This window comes from Kitasatospora griseola (assembly GCF_044999035.1).
In the GTDB taxonomy this organism is placed as follows: domain Bacteria; phylum Actinomycetota; class Actinomycetes; order Streptomycetales; family Streptomycetaceae; genus Kitasatospora; species Kitasatospora griseola.
In genome coordinates this window covers 7,849,066-7,869,033 of the sequence record NZ_CP173360.1, presented here as the reverse complement: position 1 = coordinate 7,869,033, position 19,968 = coordinate 7,849,066, and the positions used below count along the sequence as shown (strand labels likewise).

Annotated in this window: 17 protein-coding genes; 7 read left to right on the top strand and 10 right to left on the bottom strand. The window is 72.7% G+C overall.

Annotated features, from left to right (window positions below; translation table 11 throughout):
* Nucleotides 1-17 precede the first annotated feature (17 nt).
* Nucleotides 18-401, top strand: a complete 384-nt coding sequence (locus ACI1MP_RS35015; RefSeq protein WP_363474220.1) for a VOC family protein — start codon at nt 18-20, stop codon at nt 399-401.
* A gap of 54 nt (nt 402-455) precedes the next feature.
* Here ACI1MP_RS35015 and ACI1MP_RS35010 read toward each other — a convergent pair whose 3' ends face one another.
* Nucleotides 456-1,076 carry a hypothetical protein gene (locus ACI1MP_RS35010; RefSeq protein ID WP_380333276.1) on the bottom strand — a complete coding sequence of 207 codons (621 nt, stop codon included), beginning with the start codon at nt 1,074-1,076 and terminating at the stop codon, nt 456-458.
* 12 nt (nt 1,077-1,088) lie between these two features.
* On the bottom strand, nt 1,089-3,290 hold the full coding sequence (locus tag ACI1MP_RS35005) for an MMPL family transporter (RefSeq protein ID WP_380333277.1): 2,202 nt from the start codon (nt 3,288-3,290) through the stop codon (nt 1,089-1,091).
* Nucleotides 3,291-3,582: 292 nt separating this feature from the next.
* Here ACI1MP_RS35005 and ACI1MP_RS35000 point away from each other — a divergent pair, with 292 nt between their 5' ends.
* From ACI1MP_RS35000 to ACI1MP_RS34990, 3 genes are all read left to right on the top strand, one after another.
* The gene (locus ACI1MP_RS35000) at nt 3,583-4,815 is read left to right on the top strand and encodes a sensor histidine kinase (RefSeq protein WP_380333278.1); all 1,233 of its coding nucleotides are present in this window, start codon (nt 3,583-3,585) and stop codon (nt 4,813-4,815) included.
* Complete coding sequence (locus tag ACI1MP_RS34995) at nt 4,812-5,495, top strand: response regulator (protein ID WP_380333279.1); 684 nt, start codon at nt 4,812-4,814, stop codon at nt 5,493-5,495. The genes ACI1MP_RS35000 and ACI1MP_RS34995 overlap by 4 nt, the downstream gene beginning before the upstream one ends.
* A gap of 96 nt (nt 5,496-5,591) precedes the next feature.
* Nucleotides 5,592-6,209 carry a glyoxalase gene (locus ACI1MP_RS34990; RefSeq protein WP_404870476.1) on the top strand — a complete coding sequence of 206 codons (618 nt, stop codon included), beginning with the start codon at nt 5,592-5,594 and terminating at the stop codon, nt 6,207-6,209.
* A 7-nt stretch (nt 6,210-6,216) separates the two neighbouring features.
* Here the strand turns inward: ACI1MP_RS34990 and ACI1MP_RS34985 are convergent, their stop codons facing one another.
* The gene (locus tag ACI1MP_RS34985) at nt 6,217-7,410 is read right to left on the bottom strand and encodes a GDSL-type esterase/lipase family protein (RefSeq protein ID WP_404870475.1); all 1,194 of its coding nucleotides are present in this window, start codon (nt 7,408-7,410) and stop codon (nt 6,217-6,219) included.
* Between the two features lie 1,026 nt (nt 7,411-8,436).
* Between ACI1MP_RS34985 and ACI1MP_RS34980 the strand changes: the two genes are divergently transcribed.
* Nucleotides 8,437-9,678 carry a benzoate/H(+) symporter BenE family transporter gene (locus ACI1MP_RS34980; protein WP_404870474.1) on the top strand — a complete coding sequence of 414 codons (1,242 nt, stop codon included), beginning with the start codon at nt 8,437-8,439 and terminating at the stop codon, nt 9,676-9,678.
* A gap of 107 nt (nt 9,679-9,785) precedes the next feature.
* Here ACI1MP_RS34980 and ACI1MP_RS34975 read toward each other — a convergent pair whose 3' ends face one another.
* The 6 genes from ACI1MP_RS34975 to ACI1MP_RS34950 form a co-directional block, all read right to left on the bottom strand.
* The gene (locus ACI1MP_RS34975) at nt 9,786-13,487 is read right to left on the bottom strand and encodes an RNA-binding domain-containing protein (protein WP_404870473.1); all 3,702 of its coding nucleotides are present in this window, start codon (nt 13,485-13,487) and stop codon (nt 9,786-9,788) included.
* A gap of 182 nt (nt 13,488-13,669) precedes the next feature.
* Nucleotides 13,670-15,232, bottom strand: coding sequence for a serine/threonine-protein kinase (locus tag ACI1MP_RS34970; protein ID WP_404870472.1), 1,563 nt, complete (start codon nt 15,230-15,232; stop codon nt 13,670-13,672).
* Between the two features lie 47 nt (nt 15,233-15,279).
* Entirely contained in the window at nt 15,280-15,564 is a 285-nt protein-coding gene (locus ACI1MP_RS34965) for a hypothetical protein (protein WP_380333285.1), read from the bottom strand.
* Nucleotides 15,565-15,856: 292 nt separating this feature from the next.
* On the bottom strand, nt 15,857-16,504 hold the full coding sequence (locus tag ACI1MP_RS34960; protein WP_404870471.1) for a restriction endonuclease: 648 nt from the start codon (nt 16,502-16,504) through the stop codon (nt 15,857-15,859).
* Between the two features lie 46 nt (nt 16,505-16,550).
* The gene (locus ACI1MP_RS34955) at nt 16,551-16,754 is read right to left on the bottom strand and encodes a hypothetical protein (RefSeq protein ID WP_404870470.1); all 204 of its coding nucleotides are present in this window, start codon (nt 16,752-16,754) and stop codon (nt 16,551-16,553) included.
* Between the two features lie 300 nt (nt 16,755-17,054).
* Nucleotides 17,055-17,705, bottom strand: coding sequence for a MerR family transcriptional regulator (locus ACI1MP_RS34950; RefSeq protein ID WP_380333287.1), 651 nt, complete (start codon nt 17,703-17,705; stop codon nt 17,055-17,057).
* 92 nt (nt 17,706-17,797) lie between these two features.
* Between ACI1MP_RS34950 and ACI1MP_RS34945 the strand changes: the two genes are divergently transcribed.
* Nucleotides 17,798-18,304, top strand: a complete 507-nt coding sequence (locus ACI1MP_RS34945) for a DUF4188 domain-containing protein (protein WP_404870469.1) — start codon at nt 17,798-17,800, stop codon at nt 18,302-18,304.
* A gap of 183 nt (nt 18,305-18,487) precedes the next feature.
* Nucleotides 18,488-19,009 (top strand): cysteine/serine endopeptidase inhibitor, encoded by a 522-nt coding sequence (locus ACI1MP_RS34940; protein WP_404870468.1) that lies wholly within the window; start codon nt 18,488-18,490, stop codon nt 19,007-19,009.
* A 62-nt stretch (nt 19,010-19,071) separates the two neighbouring features.
* Here the strand turns inward: ACI1MP_RS34940 and ACI1MP_RS34935 are convergent, their stop codons facing one another.
* Nucleotides 19,072-19,842 carry a hypothetical protein gene (locus ACI1MP_RS34935; RefSeq protein WP_387992811.1) on the bottom strand — a complete coding sequence of 257 codons (771 nt, stop codon included), beginning with the start codon at nt 19,840-19,842 and terminating at the stop codon, nt 19,072-19,074.
* Nucleotides 19,843-19,968: the final 126 nt, after the last annotated feature.

Sequence of the window (19,968 nt, the reverse complement as noted above, 5' to 3'; positions counted from 1 at the left end):
CGGGGAGACTCGCCCGCATGGTCTCGGTAGTGCAGAACGTGGCGATCGACTGCGCCGACGCGTACGAACTGGCCCGGTTCTGGGGCGAGGTGACCGGGCGCCCGGTCGACCCGGCGGCGAAGCCGGGGGACGGGGAGACGCAGGTCGAGCTGGGCGGCGGGCTGGTGCTGTACTTCAACCAGGTGCCCGAGCCGAAGACGGTCAAGAACCGGGTCCACCTGTGCCTGCGCCCCGAGACCCCGCGCGACGGGGAGGTCGAGCGGCTGCTGGCCCTCGGCGCCGCCTTCGTCGCCGACCGGCGCAACCCCGACGGCACCGGCTGGGCCGTTCTCGCCGACCCCGAGGGCAACGAGTTCTGCGTGCTGCGCAGCACCGCCGAACGGGCCGCGCCGAGCGCCTGACCCGGGCGTGCGGAAGCCCCTCGGAGCGACCCGCTCCGAGGGGCTTCCGCACGGTCAGCCGGACGCCACCGGCGCCAGCGCGGTCGGATCGGCGGCGGAGGCCTGGCTGCCGGCGTTCACCCGGACGGGCACGGAACCGGCCGCCTGCTGGACCTCCCGCACGAAGGCCTGCGACTTCGCGCCCTCCTCGGAGGTGGTGACCACGATGCCGGTGCCGTCCGGGGAGGACCCGGACGCGAAGACCGGGAAGGAGAACGGCTTCCGCTGCTGGGCGGCGAACACCTGGGCGGAGGCCCGGGACTGGTCCCTCGCGGTGTACTGGCAGGCCCGGATCTCGACGTCCACCCCGGCGGTGTCCGGGTGGGCCCGGTGCGCGGCCTCGACCATGCTCCTGGCGCGGGCCGGGTCGGTGGCGTACAGCACCACGTGGTGGGCGTCGACCGACAGGCTCCCGTAGGTGTCGCCGAACTCGCCGCGCCCCTGCTCGCCGAGGGCCGAGGCCGTGTCGGTCACCGCGACGGCGATCGACGGCGTGGTGTCGGCCGAGGGCGCGGACGCGGAGGGCGGGGCCGCGACCGCGACGGCGGGCGTGCCGGTGGTGGCGGAGCCGCAGGCGGTGAGCAGGGCGAACGCTCCCGCGGCGAGGGGCAGGGCGACGGCGGTACGGCGGTTCAACTCGTTGTCCTCTCAGAGGTGTTGACGGACCGCCGATGGGACGTGCGGTGCATCCGACCGGTTCCCCCGCGGCGCGTCCGTGGTGCGCAGCGGCCACCAGAGCGCGCGGCCGAGGAGGGCGGCGACGGCCGGGACCAGGGCCAGCGAGAGGACGCCGGCGGAGAGCAGGATGCCGAGCGTGAGGGCGAAGGCGGTCTGTTCGGTGCCGGGCGTCGCGGCCAGGGTGGCGAAGGAACCGGCCAGCACCAGGCCGGCAGTGGCGATGGTCGGGGTGGTGTGGCGGACGGCGCGGGCCACGGCGGCGCGGGCCGGGCCGGGGCGGTGCATCTCCTCGCGGATCCGGTCGGTGATCAGGATGTTGTAGTCGGTGCCGAGCGCCACCACGAACAGGAACAGCACCAGCGGCAGGGTGAAGTCGACGCCGGGTCCGTTCCGCAGGTGCTGGAAGACCAGCGTCGCCGCGCCCAGGGTGGCCGCGAAGCCCGCGCCGACCGCGAGCATCAGCACCAGCGGGGCCAGCAGGCTGCGCAGGAGCAGCAGCAGGATCAGGGCGATCAGTCCGGCCGCGACCGGGAAGACCAGCGCCAGGTCGTGGTCGACGGCGGTGGAGATGTCCGCGAAGATCGCCGCCGTGCCGCCGACATGGGCGCTCGTCCCGGCGGGGGTGTGCGCGGCGACGGCGGCCCGGACGGGGCCGGCGACCAGGTCACGGGCCTGCTTGCTCTGCGCGTCGGCGGTCGGGTACAGGTCGATCCGGGCGGCCCGGCCGTCGGGGCTCAGCGCGGGCCGGCCGACCTGGCCGATGCCGTCCACCCGTCCCAACTCGCGGGCGAGCGCGTCGAACTGCTCGACCTTGACGGCCCCGCCGTCCTTCGCCGTGAGGTACACCGTGGTCGGGTCGGAGACGCCCGCCGGCAGCGCCCGGGCGATCTCCGCCGCGGTGGCGGCCGCCGGGGTGTCGGAAGTGCCGCCGCCCTGGCCGTAGTTCATCCGGATGCCCGCGACGCCGGCGGTCAGCACCCCGAGCAGCACGACGGCCGTCATCAGCAGGGCCACCGGCCGCCGGGCGACCAGCTCGCCGTACCGGCCCGCGACGCCCTCCCGCGGCTGCCGGCGCAGGGCGCGGGACGGCCAGAACATTCCCCGGCCGCAGGCCGCGAGCAGCGCGGGCATCAGGGTGAGGCTGCCGAGCAGCATGACCAGTACGGCGACCGCGACGGCCGGGCCGAGCGAGCGGAACTGGCCGAAGCTCGCCACGCCCAGGGTGGCGAACGCCGCGACGATGGTCAGCGCGGCGGAGGTGATCGCGGTGCCGACCCGGCCCGAGACCTCGGCGGCGGCCTCCCGGGCGGGCTGGTCGGGCCGGGCCCGCAGCTGCTCGCGGAACCGGAACAGCAGGAACAGCAGGTAGTCGACGCCGATGCCGAGCAGCACCACCGAGATCAGGCTCTGGGTCGACGGGGCCAGCTTCAGCCCGGTCAGCGCCGCCATCCCGGCCACCGCCCCGGCGGCCGCGCCGCCGATGATCGCGACGGCGAGCAGCGGCAGCACCGCCGCCAGCACGCTGCGGAACACCAGCACGTTGAGCAGCACGATCAGGCCCATGAGCAGCGCACCGCCGACGGCCGCGGCCGTCCGGTTCGCGTCCGCGCTGTCACTGGCGTCGGCGAGGCCGCCGGTGAACCCGGTGCGCATCCCGGCCCCGGCGAACTCGGCGCGGGCGCTGTCCCGGAAGGCCTTGTAGACCTTCTGCACGCCCTGGTCGCCGGTGTCGCCGGTCATGGCGACGGCGAGCAGCTCGAAGCTGCGGTCGGGGGCGAGCATCGCCGGGGCGACCCGCGGGGTCTGCGAGTGGTCGGGCAGCAGGAAGGACGGCTCGTCGGGCAGCCTCGGCATGGCGACGCGCCGCTCGCCGAGCCGGGCCGCCCCGGCCTCGATCCGCTGCTGGTCGCCGTCGGTGAGCGCCCGGCCGTCGGTGCGGGCGACCAGCACGGTGACGACGGTGGCGTCCGGGTCGAGGCCGAAGTGGTCCTCGGCGATCCGCAGCGCGGCCGCCGAGTCGTAGCTGCGGGGCAGGAAGTCCCCGGTCTGCGACTGGACGACCCGGGAGAACAGCATCGGACTGAGGAACGTCAGCCCGATCCCGACGACCGCCCACAGGGCGATGACCTTCCAGGCGTTCCTGGTGGCGAATCCGGTCAGTGCGCGGATCACGAAACCCTCCCGCTGATGGACGCGCACGTCCCCGGTGGACATGAACGTCGGTGCCGATGCCGGGACTTCCCGGCCTGTTCACAGCTCATCAGGCGGCAGGGGCCCGGGGCGTCGGGGCGGCGGACGATCCGCACCGGGGGCCCGGCTCCCGCCGCCCGCCCGGACCCAGGACCCTGCTCCCAGTGCCCGATGGCCCCGGGGGGCCACGACCAGCCCGTCGGCGCGGTGCGAGAATGGCCGCATCACTGCTGATCAGCGACCCGGGGGCGACCCGGCGACGGGGAGACGGGACATGCGCGGGCACCGGGGAGACAGGGACACGGGCGGGCAGCTGCGCCGCCGGCCGGACGGCCTGCCGTGGAGCCGGAACGACGCACTGGTGGCCGTCGGCGCCGGCCTGCTGGACCTGATCGGCTACCTGCTGTCCACGGCGGTCACCGGCGGCTCCAACGTGCCCGGCTTCCTGCTCGCCCTGCTCTCCGGGCTGCCGCTGCTGTTCCGACGCACCCACCCGCTGCCGACGTACGCCGCCGTCCTGGTGCTCCAGGTGGGCGTCAACCTGGCCGGGCCGGTCGCCATCCACTTCGGCGCGGTCCTGATGGTGGCGCTGTTCAGCCTCGCCCGGCAGAGCCGGATCCGGGTGACCGCCGCGGCCGTCGCCGTCACCTCGGCGCTGACGGTGGTGACCCAGAGCCACTTCCGGGTCCCCGCCTGGGACGCCGTGGTCGCCGCGCCGGCCTCCGCGCTGCTGGTGGCGGGCGCGGCCCTGGTGGTCGCCCGCTGGCAGCGCGAGGTGGCCGCCAACCGCCGACTGCTGGCGGACCGCGCGGTCGCCGACGAACGGCGGCGCATCGCCCGGGAGTTGCACGACATCGTGGCCCACCACATCACCACCATGCAGCTGATGGCCGGCGGCGCCCGCGCCAACCTCGCCGACCCCGAGGTGGTCCGGGACGCCCTGGTCACCCTGGAGTCCTCCGGCCGGCTCGCGCTGCGCGAGATGCGCCAACTGCTGGACGTGCTGCGGGCCGGCGACGAACCGGACGCCGTCCCGCCGGCCCCGCAGCCCGGCGCCGACGACCTGGCCCGGCTGGTCGACGACTCCCGGTTGGCCGGCCTGCCCACCGAACTGGCCGTCCACGGCGCCCCGCGCCCGCTGCCGCCCACCCTCGGCCTGACGGTCTACCGGATCGTCCAGGAGGCGCTGACCAACGCCCGCAAGTACGCCGGCCCCGCCGCCCGCGCCACCGTCCGCCTGACGTACCGCCAGGACGCCGTCCTGGTGTCGGTCCGCGACGACGGCGCCGGCGGCGGTACGGGCGGCGGCAGCGGTACGGGCGGCGGCAGCGCGGGGGAGAGCGGCGGCCACGGCCTGATCGGCATGCGCGAACGCGTCTCCCTGCACGGCGGCGCCCTGAGCTGCGGCCCGCACCCCGACGGCGGTTTCGCCGTGCTCGCCGAACTCCCCCTGACCGCCGACGAGACGGCCGAGGCCGAGCTCCAGCACGGAGAGGTGTCCGCATGAACGCCGCCGCCCCCGCGATCCGCGTCCTGGTCGTCGACGACCAGCCCCTGGTCCGCCGCGGACTGACGCTGATCCTCGCCCCGAACCCGTCCTTCGAGGTGATCGGCGAGGCCGAGAACGGCGAACAGGCCGTCGACCTCGCCCACCGCCTGCGCCCCGACGTGGTGGTGATGGACCTGCGGATGCCCGTCCTCGACGGCGTCGCCGCCACCGAACAACTCGCCCGCACCCTCCCCGACTGCCGGGTGCTCGCCCTCTCCACCTTCGACCTGGACGAGTACGTGGTCTCCGCGCTGCGGGCCGGCGCCCACGGCTTCCTGCCCAAGGACGTCTCCCCGGAGGAACTCGCCGCCGGCATCCGCACCGTGCACGCCGGCGACGCCGTGGTCGCGCCCCGCCTGCTCACCCGCCTGATCGCCACCCACGTCCGGGCCCCGCGCCCCGCCCCGACGACCGCCGACGTCCCCGCCGCCACCGACCTCACCCCGCGCGAACGCGAAGTCTGGCGGCTGATGGCCACCGGCCTCGACAACACCGCCATCGCCGACGCCATGCAGATCAGCCCGTCCACGGTGAAGAACCACATCACCGGCCTGTTCGCCAAGCTCGACGTCCGCGACCGCGCGCAGGCCGTCATCGCCGCCTACGAATCGGGCCTGATCACGCCCAGCCGGACCTGATCACGCCCAGCCGGACCTGAGACCCGCGCGGGCGCGGCGTTCGAACGGTCAGGAATCGAGAAGCCCCCGGCGGGCCGCCGCGCCTACCGTCGAGGCATGGCAATCATCGACACCCTGACCCTCGACGTGGCCGACCCCGAGGCCGCCGCCTGCTTCTACGCGGACGCGTTCGACCTCGACGACACCCGGCTGCGCCTGCGCCCCGCGACGGAGCCGACCAGCGGCTTCCGCGGCTTCACCCTCGCCCTCACCGTGCCCCGGCCCGCCGACGTCGACAGCTTCGTCGCCTCCGCCACGGCCGCCGGCGCGACCGTGATCAAGCCCGCCGCCAAGTCGCTGTGGGGCTACGGCGGCGTCGTCCAGGCCCCCGACGGCGCGATCTGGAAGCTCGCCACCTCCGCCAAGAAGGACACCGGCCCCGCCACCCGCCGCATCGACGACTTCGTGCTGCTGCTCGGCGTCGCCGACTTCGCCGCCACCAAGCGCTTCTACGTCGAACACGGCCTCACCGTCGCCAAGAGCTTCGGTCGCACCTACGCCGAGTTCGACGCCGGGGACGGCCCCGTCAAGCTCGCCCTCTACCGCCGCCGCGCCCTCGCCAAGGACCTCGGCGTCGCCCCCGACGGCAGCGGCTCGCACCGGCTCACCGTGAACGCCGTCGGCACGGCGGCGTTCACCGACCTCGACGGCTTCGAATGGGCCGCAGCGGCCTGACGCGCCGTCAGCCCTTGCCGAACGGTGCGTTCGGGCCGAAGGCGAGCCGGGCGAAGTGCTCGCCGATCCGGCGGTGGGCGGCCGCGTCCGGGTGGAGCCCGTCCGGCAGCGGGAGTTCGGCGTACTCGCGCTCGCCGTACAGCTCGCGGCCGTCCAGGTAGTGCAGGTACGGGTCGGCCATGGCCCGCAGCCCGACGATCCGGGCCAGCTCGTCCCGGATCACGGTCAGCGTCAGCCGGCCGGCGGCGCGCTCGGCCGGGTCGCCGGTGGCCCTGAACCGCAGCTCGCCGTTCGAGAAGTCCGGCATCAGCGGGCCCGGGGTGTCCTCGTGCAGCGGGCACAGGACGGGGGAGACCACCAGCAGCGGCGTGTGCGGATGGCCCTCGCGCACGGTGTCCAGGAAACCGTGCACCGCCGGCCCGAACGCGCGCAGCCGCATCGCGTCGCTGTTCACCAGGTTGATGCCGATCTTCACACTGATCAGGTCCGCCCGGGCGTCACGGATCGTGCGGGCGGTGAACGGGTCGAGCAGCGCGCCGCCGCCGAAACCCAGATTGACCAGCTCCGCGCCGCCGCGCGCCGCCGCGACGGCCGGCCAAGTCCCGGTCGGGTGGGCGGCGTTGGAGCCGTGGCTGATCGAACTGCCGTGATGCAGCCAGACCGGGCGCCCGCGCTCCGGCAGCGGCTCCACCGGCGCGTCGGTGCGCAGCGCGACCAACTCGGTCACCTCGGTGTGCGGCAGCCAGATCTCCACGTCCTTGGCCCGCCCCGGCAGCCCGTCGAACCGGGCGGTGCCGACCGGCCCCTCGGTCAACTCGGCCTCCTGCGTCACCAGATCCGTCACGGTCCGCAGGTTGCCGCCCGCCACCGTCGCCTGCGCCGTCAACCGCCCGTCCACCAGCAGGTCGTACACCCCGTCGGCAGGCGGCGGAAACCCGCGGTAGGCCCGCCTGGTCGGCAACGCGTCCAACTCGATCCGCGTCGCCGCCGTCCGGAACACCACCCGCACCCCCGACGGCTGCGCCTCCGCGACGGCCAGCTGCCGATCCGGCACCTGCCGCCGAGCCGCAGCCGGCAGCCGGTGCGGCAACAGCCCGTGCGCCGTCCCCTCCAGTTCGAGGTGACCGCGCAGCAGCTGCGCGGTGACGGGGGTGGTGATCAAGTCCTGCGCGGAGCTCGTCGGTTCAGTTTCGGCTGCCATGGCCTCTCCTCGTTTGCCTATGCTCATCATGCAGTTCCCTAAGTAACTTAGGCAAGCTGGTGTGTAGTGATGGATATTTGCTTGATGGCGGGGGTGGGAGTGGGCTGGGAGCCCGGGGTCGGGACGCGAGGCGGGCAGTTGGGCGGTGGCGCTGCTGCGGGAGCGGTCGTTGCGGCGTGAAGCGGCCTGTGTTCGGGGTTCAGGGGTTGGTGGCTTGGGTGTGCCCGGCGGTGGCGGAAAGGGGCGGGTTGGCTTGCGCGGCGTGGAGCGGCCTGCCGCGCCTTCGGGCCTGGGCTCGGGCGGGCCCGGCGGAGGGCGGGGGCCAGGTGGTGGCGCCGCTGTGAGGACGGGGCGATGGCTGGGCGCGGTCGGCCTGCGGCGGGAAGCGGCCGGTGGTGCCTTCGCGGCCTGGGCCCGGGTCGGTTCGGGGTCGGCTTGCGCGGCGTGGAGCGGCCGATGGCGAGGTGGGGTCGGCTTGCGGCGTGGAGCGGCCGGTGGCGCTTTCGCGGCTTGGGTCGGGCGCGGCGATGGCGGGGGCCGGGCGGGCTGGTGGGCCGAGTGGAAGGGGGAGGAGCCGGGTGCTGCTGGGCGGATGGTTGGGTGAGGCGGCGTCGGCACCGGCCTGCGCAGTGGGTGAGCGCGAACGGCGAAGGTTTCGGGGCGTGGCTCTGGCCTCGGTGGTGGCGGGCCGGGCGGGCCTGTCGGGGCGAGCAGCCGGGCGGTGGTGCTGCTGCGAAGGGTGGATGGTGGCAGGGTGAGGTGGCTCGGGTCGACCTGGTGCCTTGGTGGCGCGGGCCCGGGGTTGGTGGGCTAGGTGCGGGCAGGTGGGGCTGGGTTGGCGTCATCCCGGCTCGGGAGTTCGGGGACACCTGCTGGGTGGCAGGCGGGCTGACAGTCCGACCGGTGGTGTCGGCGGTCAAGTGCCGAAGCCTGCGTTGCCGCGGGGGTGAGCAGTGGTGGTCGCCGGTGGGGCCGGTTGGCTGACCCGGCGTCATCTCGCGTCCGGAGCCTCGGGATACTGCCCGGATGACAGACGATCTGACGGTCCGACCGGCTATCCCTGGGGCGGAGGACCCGTCGCGCCGGAGGCTGTGGCGGGATGTGTCCGGGCCTGCGTTGCTGGCCGGGCTGGTGTGTGTTGCGGTGTCGTTCTCCGGGCCGCTGGTGGTGGTGCTCGCGGCGGCCGCTGCCGGGCGGTTGGATGCCGGGCACACCGCGTCCTGGATCTGGGCGGTGGCGATCGGCAGTGGGGTGACGGGGTTCGGGTTGAGCTGGTGGACCCGTACGCCCGTGGTCACCGCCTGGTCCACGCCCGGTGCGGCGCTGCTGGTCACCAGCCTCGGCCACTACCCGTACCGGGAGGCCGTCGGGGCGTACCTGGTCAGCGCCGTCGCCGTCACGCTGTTCGGTGTCACCGGGTGGTTCGGCCGACTGATCGCCGCCGTTCCCGAAGGGATCGTCCATGCCATGCTGGCCGGCATCCTGTTCTCGTTCGGCACCGGCATCTTCGGCGCCGTGCACGGTGCACCCGTGCTGGTGGTCGGGAGCTTCGCGGTGTTCCTGCTCGCCAAGCGCCTCGCGCCGCGCTACGCCGTGGTGATCGCCCTGGTCGTGGGCGGGGTGCTCGCCGCGACGACGGTCGGGCTGCGGCTGCACCCCGGCGTCGGCGGTCCGACCGTGCCGGTGCTCACTGTTCCCGCGTTCTCCTGGTCGGCGCTGGTCGGTCTGGCGCTGCCGCTCACCATCGTCACTCTCGCCTCGCAGAACGCGCCGGGGCTCGGCGTGATGCGGGCCTTCGGCTACCGGCCCGACGACCGGCTGCTGATCGGCGCCACCGGCGCGGCCTCCGTCCTGCTCGCCCCGTTCGGCTCGCCCGGCGTCAACCTGGCCGCCATCACCGCCGCGATCTGCTCCGGCCCGGAGGCCCATCCCGATCCGCGCCGCCGCTACATCGCGGGCATGTCCTCGGGCGCGCTGTACGTCCTCGTCGGCAGCTTCGGCGGCGTGCTGGTCGGCCTGTTCACCGGCCTGCCCAAGGAGTTGGTCGCGGTGATCGCCGGCGTCGCCCTGCTCGCCTCCCTGCAGAACAGTCTCGCCGCCGCCCTCGCCCCCGAACCCGGCCGCGACGCCGCCGTGGTGACCCTGCTCGCCGCCGCCTCCGGCACCACCCTGTTCGGCATCGGCTCCGCCTTCTGGGGCCTGCTGTTCGGCCTCGCCACCCATGCGATCCTCACCCGCCGCCGGACGCACCCGAGTCGGCCTCGTTGAGACAGGGCGCGAAGAGCCCCGCTGCGGGCGGCAGCGGGGCTCTCGGCAGATCTACCGGTTGGGTGCGAAGCCGCAGGATCGGGCAACTGCCCTGCCCTTCGGCCTCATCAGAGGTCGCGAACCTCCCAGGCCCTCAGCCCCTCGTAGGAGAAGCCCACGACACAGCTGACGCGCTGATGCGCTGAACGGCGCTGGTGGCCGGGACGACCGGGTACGTAGAAGACCGGCAGGCCGTCGACATCGATCCAGCCCTTCGTCGGGCCCACGTACTGGCCCACACGGCCTTCGACGCGGGAGAGCAGAGCCGCATTCTTGAAGAAGTCACGGCTGCTGTCCCATTCGCCCAGGCGTGACTGATGGACAAGTCCGCTGATGCCCGTGCCCGATCCGAGCCATTCGAAGCTCCTGGTGCGATCGGTGCGGTACTGGGCGCGCCTCCTGCACTCCTCCATATAGTGTTCCGCCTCACTGCGGGCCACAGGTGACGAGGACTCGAAGTACTTGAGGACGTGGAGCACGTAGAGGTAGTAGCTCGACTCGAGCGAAGGATTGTCCAGGTGCCATGTCGAGAACTGTCCGACGAGTTCGTCGACCGACGGCGGGACGGGCACATGGCGGGCGGCTCTGATCCAAAGCCGCATGGTCCGGTCGTCGCCCGCCCGCTCCCGGAGATTCTCGCGCAGCAGCGTCTCAACGGTCCGCATGTCCTTGGGCTTCAGGCCATGCCACTGGCCTGCCGCCTTCTTCAGATAGAGCCAGACCAGACTACGGCGCACGGAAGGGACATCGACATCGGCCCGTCCCAGGAGGCTCCGATAGTGCTGCACGGCCTCCTCGTGTTTGCCGTACAGCTCATCCAGCTGTGCCCGGCACCTGACCGCGAACTTGCTCGGCTGCTCAGTCGTCCGCAACTGCGCCACCTGCGCGAGCAGGTCCTCGGACCGCTCGAGAGCGGTGTCGACAAGAGGCTCGCCGGTGTAGGTGAACGCCGGTCGATTTTGGCCGTCGAACCGCTGGCGTGCGTATTCGGCGAGGCGCAGCAACATCTGCACCTCGCTTATGTAGCCGTGCTCGTTGTCCTTGCGCAGATCGCGGGAGGTGCTGAATGCTTCGCTCGCGACCTCGGCAGATCGAACCACCGGTTCCAGGGGAGTCTTTCGATCCATCAGGTCATAGACCTCCTGGCGGTGGATCATGCCCTTCATGTGGTGGACGACGGAGTCGCTGGCGGAGAGCTCCAGAGCGCGGTCGATGCTGCTCTTCGCCCGTGGGAGATCGTGCATCCGGACTGCCTGGTAGCGGGCCAGATGGGCGTGAAGATGGGACTCCGACGGGAAGAGCAGTGTCAGTTGTTCCAGCAGCCGAACCGCCGAATTGGGCAGGCTGATGTCCTCGATCAGCTGCGAGAAGGACCGGGAGGCGGCCTGCTCCGTGCCCAGTAGCTCGCTGCTTTCCCGGTAGATGAAGATCCGCTCGATGAGGTCGAGTTCAGTGTCTCCCACCACCCCGGCGCTGCCGCGGCACAGCTGGGCGAAACCGATCGCCGCATCGGTGAGCCCCGCCTTCCACTGGCTCTTGGTCTGCAACCCGGCGCCCAGCAACTGGCCGAGCACCTCTTCCGCGAACAGCGCGTGCGCCATCCGCCACACGCCCGGCTCCTCCTGCACCAGCAGGTCCAGTGCCTGGTCGGGCAGTAGCGACTTCAGGGAGACCGACCTGTTGGCCGGGACTTGGAGCGTTTCTGCGAAGAGTTGGGCAGGCATACCCTTCTGCCCGTAGTGATGAGCCAGCGCAATGTGCTGCAGAACCTCGCGCTGAGCAGGCTCCAGTCCATCGAGCCGGGCCGTCACGTACCGGTCCAGCCCGAGGAAGTCCCGGCCGTACGCGGCGAGGCCGAAGTGAAAGGGGACCCGCTCACGCTGGTTTCCGCTGTGCCGAACCACGCCCAGTTCGGAGGATCGGTCGGGGCGGGCCCGGGTGTACTCCTCCAGGAACCGATCGGCTTCCTGGTCGAGCAGAAAGCTGGGCAACTGCACGACACGCTGGTCGTCAATCACGGATGTGGCGCGCCGCAGCACCTGAAGAACGACCGCACTGGCCTGACGGTTCCGGAGCGAGTCGTAGAGGTCGTTCAACAGGCGCTCAGGGACCCGGCCGCTCTCGGCGAGCACGAGGACGCGTCGCTGGGTCACGTTTCCCAGTCGCATGATGCGTTCGGCATTATCCTCCGCCCACTTGTTGCCGACATGCTGTGCGGATGGATTGCCGAGCAGGACGACGCAGGGGTAGAGGTGGTGGAGGTCCCACAGCACGCGGCGAGCCACTGTCGTCCCGCCCGCGCCGGATGTGTGATAGAGGTTCACCCGCACTGCGCGGCCACCGCGGTCCAGCTCCCTCACGACCTTGGTGTGGAGGCTGGCGGTCTTGTTCCGGTCGACGTCCGCCCGACGGCTGAGCGCGTACCAGCTGATCTCGCTGCCCTGAAGGAAGTCACGCCTGTCGTCGTCGGACCCTTCGCTCGGAGGGTCCAGATAGAGGACCTCCATCTCTTCCTCGATCCAGGGGGCGTCGGCAGGGTCGAGCACCACGGGAGCCCCTGAAAGGCTGGGAAGGGTGCGTTGCGGCCCGCCGGAGGAGCTCGTTTCCGGCTCCAGACGGGCGAGACCGGCACAGAGCTGCTGCAGGGAGATGGGAATGACTTCGGCCTCGAACGTGCCGGCCACCTGCTCGTACGCGAAGGCCTCGTCCGTAGCGATCACGACGTCCAGGGCATCGCCGCTGTTCTCCAGCATGTTGTTGAGCAGCGAGTGCAGGGTCTGGATCTCAGAGGTGTCGTACCCGAGGATCAGACAGGTCACGGGTGCGGGGTGCAGCGACGCGGCCAGCTGTGCGAGGTGGCGGCTCAGGTCTCGGCCGTACCGGCTCGACCAGTGACGGAAGGAGACGAGCGCCGGAGGCTCGCTGCCTTTGGCCAGGTCTTTGGCAAAGATCCACTGCAGTGCGTTTCGCCCGCCCAGGGCCATCGTCTCGTCCGAGGGCAGAACCCGGTAGAGGCTCCTGACGAGGGATACCTCCTTCTCGAGTTCCCCCATCAGGCCGCCCTGCTCACTGCGCGGATCGAGGTCGATGACCGCGGACCACGGAGGTGCGGCCAGACCTCGCAGCGTCGCAAGTCCGGATGCGTCGATGCGGGGAGCGATGAGAACGAAGCGGCGGGCATCGCTGAAGTGCTGGACACGTTCGATGAGTCGTTCCCACGCATCTTCAAAGGGCGCGTCGCCACCGCGAAGAGGCTCAGGGCTGCCGCCGTTCATCCACTGGACGATCCACCGAAGCGCTTCGCCACTTGCCACGGCGTTGCTACTGCCCCTGCGGTAGTACGTGACACCATGCACGAGCGTTGCCGGGCCCATGTGCTCGTTGAGCCTGCTGCGCCACTCGCGACGGACATGGAAAGGGCCGCGACGGTCAGGTGGAATGGTCAGAACCGCGTACAACGTCCCCTCGAGCTGAACGGGCTCCAGGCTGAAACGGGGCGTCGGCTCGATGGCGGAAGCCAGCAGCTGCTGCCAGTCGGCGTCGTCGGGGACGCTGCCCACACCGAGAAGGTCGATTTGCCCGTTGCCCCGGTCCTTGACGCCGAAGACGATGTGCGCGTCCTCGTCCCTGGGCGTGTTGGCCATACTGATCACATCGGTGACGAGATCGGCCTTGCCCTTGTGAGTGGACGTATCGTGCAGCGTGGTCTTGTAGTCGTGGCTCTCGCCCTCGGCCCGCCGGAAGAGCACTTGAAGTTCGTCCGGAGTCATCGAATCCCCGCCCCTTGTGGTGCCTGATTAGGAACGCGCATGTGTCCCAGAACCCCGCAAACGGGGTTGCGGGATTCTACCCGGACAACTCGCGTTCAGCTTCGCACTTCTGACGCCTCGTCCGGTACCCGGAGAGCCAGGGCAGGCGAGCCGTGCAAGCACAGCGGTGTTGTGCGGCGGCGTCAGCCGGACTTGGCGATCTTGAGGACCTTGCCGGTGGCGCCGGTGCTGAGGTAGCCGCCGCCACCGTAGTCGTCGGAGAGGTAGTAGCGCAGGGTGATCTCGTCGGCGAACCAGCCGTAGTCCACGATCAGGTAGGGGGACTTGGGGGCGGAGACCCCCAGCTCGGTCCGGGCCTTGGCCAGGCCGGCCGGGATCAGGGTCCAGTCGACCCGGCCGAGGTCCACCGGCTTCTCCTTGGCGGCGAGGGTGCCGCCGGGCTTGCTGGTGATCCGGCCGGCGCGGTAGGTGAGGTCGTCGTAGTGCTTGGGGTTGTCCTTGGTCACCACCCGGGCGGTGGCGAACTCCGAGCGGATCACCAGCTGGGTGACGGTCGCGCCGCCGGTGGCGGAGCCGATCGCCTCGACCAGGCCGCGGGCCCCGTCGGGGGTGAGCAGGTCGGTGGCGGTGACGCCGTCGGCCCCGGCCCCGGCGTCGGGGAGGGTCTGCGGGGCGGAGTCGGCGGCGCGGTCGGGGCCGGGGAGGTGCAGTCCGCCGCCGTTGAGCGACCAGCCGAGCAGGCCGACTGCCGCGACGACGGCCACCGCCGAGGCCAGCAGCGGGCCCCGGCGTCGCCGACGGGCGGTCAACTGCGCGGTGGTGGCGTTCAGTTCGGTGGCGGTCCAGGGCACGGGGGAGTTCAGTCGGGTCGGCGCGAACGTCCCGCCGCCGAGGGTGCCGTCGACGTTCTGCTCGGCGGCCGCGAACAGGCGGTCCAGCTGGTCGGGGCCGGGGCGGTCGGCCGGGTCGCGGGAGAGCAGCGCGACGAGGGTGGCGCCGAGCGGGCCGGAGTGCCGCGGCGGCGGGAGCGGCTCGTCGAGGACGGCGGCCAGGGTGGCGATGCTGGTGGCGCGGCGCAGCGGGTGGTGGCCCTCGACAGCGACGTACAGCGTCATGCCGAGCGACCACAGGTCGGAGGACGGGTCGCCCTCGTGGCCGCGGATCCGCTCGGGGGCGATGAACTCGGGCGAGCCGATCAGCGCGCCGGTCGCCGTCAGGCTGGTGGACTCGCTGAGCGCGGCGATGCCGAAGTCGGTGAGCACCGGAGTGCCGTCGGCACGCAGCAGGACGTTGGCGGGCTTGACGTCCCGGTGCTGGATGCCGGCGGCGTGCGCGGCCCGCAGGGCGGAGAGGACGCCGCGGCCGATCCGGGCCGCCTCCGGCGGGGAGAGCGGGCCGCGGGCCAGCCGGTCCTGCAGCGACCCGCCTGCCACCAGCTCCATCACCAGCCAAGGGTGCGGGAGTTCGGGCGTGTCGACGATGTGGTGGATGGTCACCACGTGCGGATGCTGGAGCCGGGCCAGCGCCCGGGCCTCGCGCAGCACCCGCTCGCGCAGCTCGAACGCCGCCGCCGGGTCGGCGGCGAGCATCGCCGGGTCCGGCGGCCGGACCTCCTTCAGCGCGACCTCGCGCTCCAGCACGGTGTCCCGGGCCCGCCACACCAGGCCCATGCCGCCGCCGCCCAGCCGCCCCAGCAACTCGAAACGGCCGTCCACGAGTTGGGCACCCGGGCCCCCTGTCATCATGGCGGTCATCGTAGGGGCAGGCGCGGACAGCCCCCGCACCGGACCTGCTACTTCCGCCGCCGGCGGTGCGCGGGCGCCTCCTCCTCGTCCGACCAGTCGTGCGTCACGGTCGGCGGACGGCCCTCCGCGCGATGGGCCTCGCGGGGCTGCCTGCGCAGCGTGTCGATGGGCACGGCCCCACCGGCGTGCGTCACGGTCGGCGGCCGCCCGTCGACGCGGTACTCCTCACGCTGCTCCACCCGCTCCTCGCCACCACCCGCCGCGCGCTGCTCCCCACGGTCCCGCTCCGGCACGGGCACGCCGCCCGCACCGCCCTGCGGTGCCTCGTCCATGGTCCCGACTCCCTTCCCGCCGTCGGCCCGATCCACCTCCGCGCCTGCCCGACCCGGCGGTGCCCAATCATCCGTGCTCACCCGGGCGTGCCGCCGCTGGTGATCGGCCACCGCCACCGCAGCCGCCGGCCCGGTCGAACGCCTGCTCGGGGCCCTCGTCGCCGACGGCCTAGACGGCTCCACCCCGGACGCCTTCCCGCTGCTCGCGGACGCCCTCGCCCTCGGGACGCCGGACCCGCCTCTGCCCGGCGGAGAGCGCATCGTCCTGGACGGCGCGGGCATCCGCCGGCATTCACGCGGCGGCGGCCGCGATGCCGAGCACCTCGTACAGGTGCTCCCCGGCGCCCCAACGCTCCAGCGCGGCCTCGTCGACCAGGTGGATGCCCTGCTGCCGCGCGAACGCGCGGGCCGGGCCGGTGAATCCGGACAGGCCCACCATGACGGCCACCTCCGCCCGGTGGACCGGCCAGGCGGTGCCATTGAAGGTCTGCACCTCGCGGCTGCCGACCGGCCGGCTGTAGCGCTTGCACTGGGCGACCACCTTCCGGCCGTCCTCGTCGTGCGCGATCACATCGGCCCCGAGGTCGCCGGCGCCGCCGACCCGCAGCGCGCCGGAGAAGCCGTCCCGATCGAGCAGGGCCCGGCACATCTCCTCGAAGCCGGTCGGCGAGGACCCCGCGAAGTCGTCGAGGGTGTAGCCGGCCGACCACTCCGCGGCCACCACCGCGTGGCCCGGGCCGGCGTACGGACCCACCCGGCCGACGAGGCCCGTGGTGACGGCGACGGCGACGGCGACCGCGACCAGCAGGGCGATCCCGCCGAGGCCAATGCCCAGGAACAGCAGGTGTGCGGCGGCCCACGCCCAGGCCGCCTTCAGCACCACCACGGCAGCGCCCAGGGCGAGGATCCACAGCACGACCTTGACGGCGTCGTCACTCATCGCCGACCCCGGTTCGCCGCAGCGGACGGACGGTCGGGCCCGGCCGTCAACGGCCGGCCGGGGCGGCGGTGGGCGCGGTCGGCGCGGGCTGCGGCGACTTGGTGTCGTCGACGGTGTTGTTCAGGAAGAGCAGGACCGCCCCGATCCCCAGCACCGCTCCCGCCCCCCACCGCTTCGCGCCGCCGGAACCGGAACCGGCCCTGCGCCGGAAGTGCCCGCGTACCCAGATCCGGTCGCCGCTGCTCGTCACGGTGGTCCTTCCGTTCGTGGGCGCCCGCTGCGCCGGCCTGACCGCTGGTGTAGCAGCGGCGGAGGGCCTCGGGTGGGCGGTTGTCCGCACTCGAAGTGCCCGAAGGTCATGAACAGGACACGCGCGCCGGGGGCGTACGCCGCCCCTTCCCGGGCGGATCCTCGGCCCCGGCCCGGTGCGCGACGGTCGGGCGGGCGGCGCCGGATCACGGCCATCGCCCACGAGCTGGGACGATGCCCGCGCGGGTCCAACGTCGAAGGCCTCGCGGCAGATTGGCGGAATCCGGCCCGGCTGTCGCGGCTACAGCCCGTAGCGGCGGCCGGATTCCTCGGCCTGGGCGAGGCGGCGGAGGTTGAGGAGGACGGGTTCGAAGAGGACGGCGCCGGCTACGGCGTATTCGGCCTGTTCGCGGGGGGTGGGGAGGACTTCCATCCGGTCGAGGTCGTAGGCGGCGGCCTGTTCCATGGTGCGGGCGTAGGGGAGCAGGTCGTCGGTGTCCAGGGGGTAGCCGAGGCGGTCGAGGGTGGCGAGGGCGGCCACCAGGGCGCGGTGGGCGGGGTTGAGGTCGCCGACCTCGCAGGTGGTGCGCCAGCCGAGGCGGGCGAGGAGGTCGGCGACGAGGGTGTGGGCGGCGGTGGTCGACGGGTCGTCCTCGGCGTCGGCGGACGGCTCGGTGGGGTGGGGCAGGGCCCAGAGGGCCGCGCCCAGGCGGAAGGTGAGGCCGAGGGAGTCGTCGTCGACGTGGGCGAGCACCTCCCGGACGGTGGCCACCGGGATCCGGCCGATCTGGATCATCGCCCGCACCAGCCGCAGCCGGCGCAGGTGCGACTCGTCGTACTCGGCCTGGGTGGCGTTGATCCGACGGCCCGGCGGGAGCAGCCCCTCGCGCAGGTAGTACTTGATCGTGGCGAGGGAGACGCCGCTGTGTTCGCTGAGATCCGCCAGGCGCATCCCCTTGTGCCCTCCATCGGTGAGTGCCACTATCCAAGCCATTGATGAGTGGGGCTATCCAATCATGGACGGCCCGACGAAAGGGGGTCGTCGTGTTCGCCAAGCCGATACCGGGCCGCACCACCGCAGCCGCCGAAGGGAAGGTCGTCCTCTTCCTGATCGGCATGCGGATCAACCACTTCTGGGCGCCGCACCACTGGTTCCCGGTCTTCCTCGCGATGCCGCGGATGCTGCGCGAACTCTCCCGCGACCCGGAGAGCGGCCTGCTCGGCTACCAACTGCTCAGCGGCTCGCCGCGCACCTACTACGTGGTCCAGTACTGGGAGTCCGAGGAGAAGCTGCTCGCCTACGCCTCCGCGCCGCAGAAGCTGCACCGCAAGGCCTGGGCGGTGATCAACCGCTTCGAGCGCAAGTCCCGTCAGCACGTGGGCATTTGGCACGAGACGTACATCGTCCCGCCCGGCTCGTACGAGTCGATCTACGGCGACATGCCCCCGTACGGCCTCGGCGCCGCCACCGGCACCCTGCCGATCGAGCGCCGCGGCGCGACCGCCCGGCAGCGTCTCGCGCACGGGGCGGAGGAGTCGGCCGAAGGTTAGGCACTCTCGTCGGCGGGTCGCAAAGTTTACCGACTCGTGTCCATGACAACATGTCGGAAGTGTGGACCACGAACGGTTGCTTCCGTAGGTTCGGTGCCTCCCGGTGGCCGGGCGATCGCCGAACTCCCGTCGGAGTTCGGCGAGTTGTCGCTGCCACGCCGAGCGCCGAGAAGCGGAGGAACCATGCGTGCCACCCGTAGGAACCTGAGGATGTTGGCGGGCGTCCCGCTCGCCGCGGCCGCCCTGCTCGCGCTGAGCGCCGGCTCCGCCAGTGCCGCGATACCGATCAACCAGCCGATGACCGGTATGGCCACCTACTTCAACGACACCGGCTACGGCGCCTGCGGCACCCAGATCAACGCCGGCACCCAGCTGCTGGTGGCCGTCCCCGCCAGCTGGTGGACCACCGCCAACCCGAACAACGACCCGCTCTGCAAGGGCATTTCGGTGAAGGTGACCTACAAGGGCAAGACCCTCACCCTGCCGGTCAAGGACCAGTGCCCGTCCTGCGCCTCCACCCACCTCGACCTCAGCCAGCCCGCCTTCGCCCAGCTCGCCCCGCTCAGCCAGGGCGTCATCAACGGCATCAGCTGGCAGTTCGTGAAGACCGCGCTCAACGGGCAGACCGTCGCCCTGAGCGCCCCGGTCACCGGCTCCGTCGGCGGCGCGGCCACCCCGCTGGACGCCCCGCTCAGCGGCTTCTAGATCGACCGCCCGGTGCCCGCACGGCAGCGTGCGGGCACCGGGCGGCACGGTGTGACGAGCCGTCAGCGGCGCCTGCGCTCGCCGGCCGCCAGGGCGAGGACCGCCAGCACGATCACCACGGCCAGCACCAGGCTCACCGGGCCGGTGCCCAGATCCAGGCCGCCGCGCTCCCGGCTCACCCCGGCCCAGTCGGCGAAGCACGCGCCGAGCGGCCGGGTCAGCACGTACGCCCACCAGAACGCCAGGACCGACGGCAGCCGCAGCAGCCGGTGGCCGAGCGCGGGGACCGCGATCAGCGCGGCGAACAGCAGACCGGACGGCAGGTAGCCCCAGCCGAGGGTGGCCGCCGTCAGGTCGCCGACGGCCGTGCCCAGGGCGAACGTCGCCAGCACCGCCGCCCAGTAGAAGACCTCCCGCCGCCCGCCGCGCACCGACTCCACCGCGAGCGTCCCCTCGGTGCGGCGCCAGAGCCAGAACACCGCGGCCAGCGCCACCGTGAACGCCCCGGCCGAGACCGCGTACGGGACGCCCAGCGCCACGTGCGCCACATCGGCGGCCATGGTGCCGAACACGCTGACCATCACCACCGCCGCCCAGTACACGGCCGGCCGGTAGCGGCCCGCCCGCGCCTGCGCGAACAGCGCCGCCGCGAGCAGCACCGTCGCGCCCGCCACCGCCGGGATCGGCCCGAGCGTGCGCGCCAGGTAGTCGGAGGTGGTCTCGCCCATCCCGGTGGTCAGCACCTTCACCACCCAGAAACCGGCCGTCACCTGCGGCACCTTGCTCCACAGCGGCGCAGAGCGCAGCCCGCCCGGCGCGTCGGTCCCGGTCATCGTCGTCGTGGCGCCCACAGCGGCGGCACTCCTCTCGGTGGCGCGGTCGGGCCGCGCGCGGTCGCGTCGGTGGCCGGGCCGGTCCGCAGCACGGCCCCGGCAGCATGGCCGCTCAGCAGCATGGCC

Bases quoted from the DNA above. Each gene is read 5' to 3' on its own strand.
- ACI1MP_RS34960 (WP_404870471.1), bottom strand. From the start codon at position 16,504: ATGAGTGACGACGCCGTCAAGGTCGTGCTGTGGATCCTCGCCCTGGGC.
- ACI1MP_RS35000 (WP_380333278.1), top strand. From the start codon at position 3,583: ATGCGCGGGCACCGGGGAGACAGGGACACGGGCGGGCAGCTGCGCCGC.
- ACI1MP_RS34985 (WP_404870475.1), bottom strand. From the start codon at position 7,410: ATGGCAGCCGAAACTGAACCGACGAGCTCCGCGCAGGACTTGATCACC.
- ACI1MP_RS34950 (WP_380333287.1), bottom strand. From the start codon at position 17,705: ATGCGCCTGGCGGATCTCAGCGAACACAGCGGCGTCTCCCTCGCCACG.
- ACI1MP_RS34995 (WP_380333279.1), top strand. From the start codon at position 4,812: ATGAACGCCGCCGCCCCCGCGATCCGCGTCCTGGTCGTCGACGACCAG.
- ACI1MP_RS34935 (WP_387992811.1), bottom strand. From the start codon at position 19,842: ATGACCGGGACCGACGCGCCGGGCGGGCTGCGCTCTGCGCCGCTGTGG.
- ACI1MP_RS34965 (WP_380333285.1), bottom strand. From the start codon at position 15,564: ATGGACGAGGCACCGCAGGGCGGTGCGGGCGGCGTGCCCGTGCCGGAG.
- ACI1MP_RS34990 (WP_404870476.1), top strand. From the start codon at position 5,592: ATGGCAATCATCGACACCCTGACCCTCGACGTGGCCGACCCCGAGGCC.
- ACI1MP_RS34975 (WP_404870473.1), bottom strand. From the start codon at position 13,487: ATGACTCCGGACGAACTTCAAGTGCTCTTCCGGCGGGCCGAGGGCGAG.
- ACI1MP_RS35015 (WP_363474220.1), top strand. From the start codon at position 18: ATGGTCTCGGTAGTGCAGAACGTGGCGATCGACTGCGCCGACGCGTAC.
- ACI1MP_RS34980 (WP_404870474.1), top strand. From the start codon at position 8,437: ATGACAGACGATCTGACGGTCCGACCGGCTATCCCTGGGGCGGAGGAC.
- ACI1MP_RS34940 (WP_404870468.1), top strand. From the start codon at position 18,488: ATGCGTGCCACCCGTAGGAACCTGAGGATGTTGGCGGGCGTCCCGCTC.
- ACI1MP_RS34970 (WP_404870472.1), bottom strand. From the start codon at position 15,232: ATGATGACAGGGGGCCCGGGTGCCCAACTCGTGGACGGCCGTTTCGAG.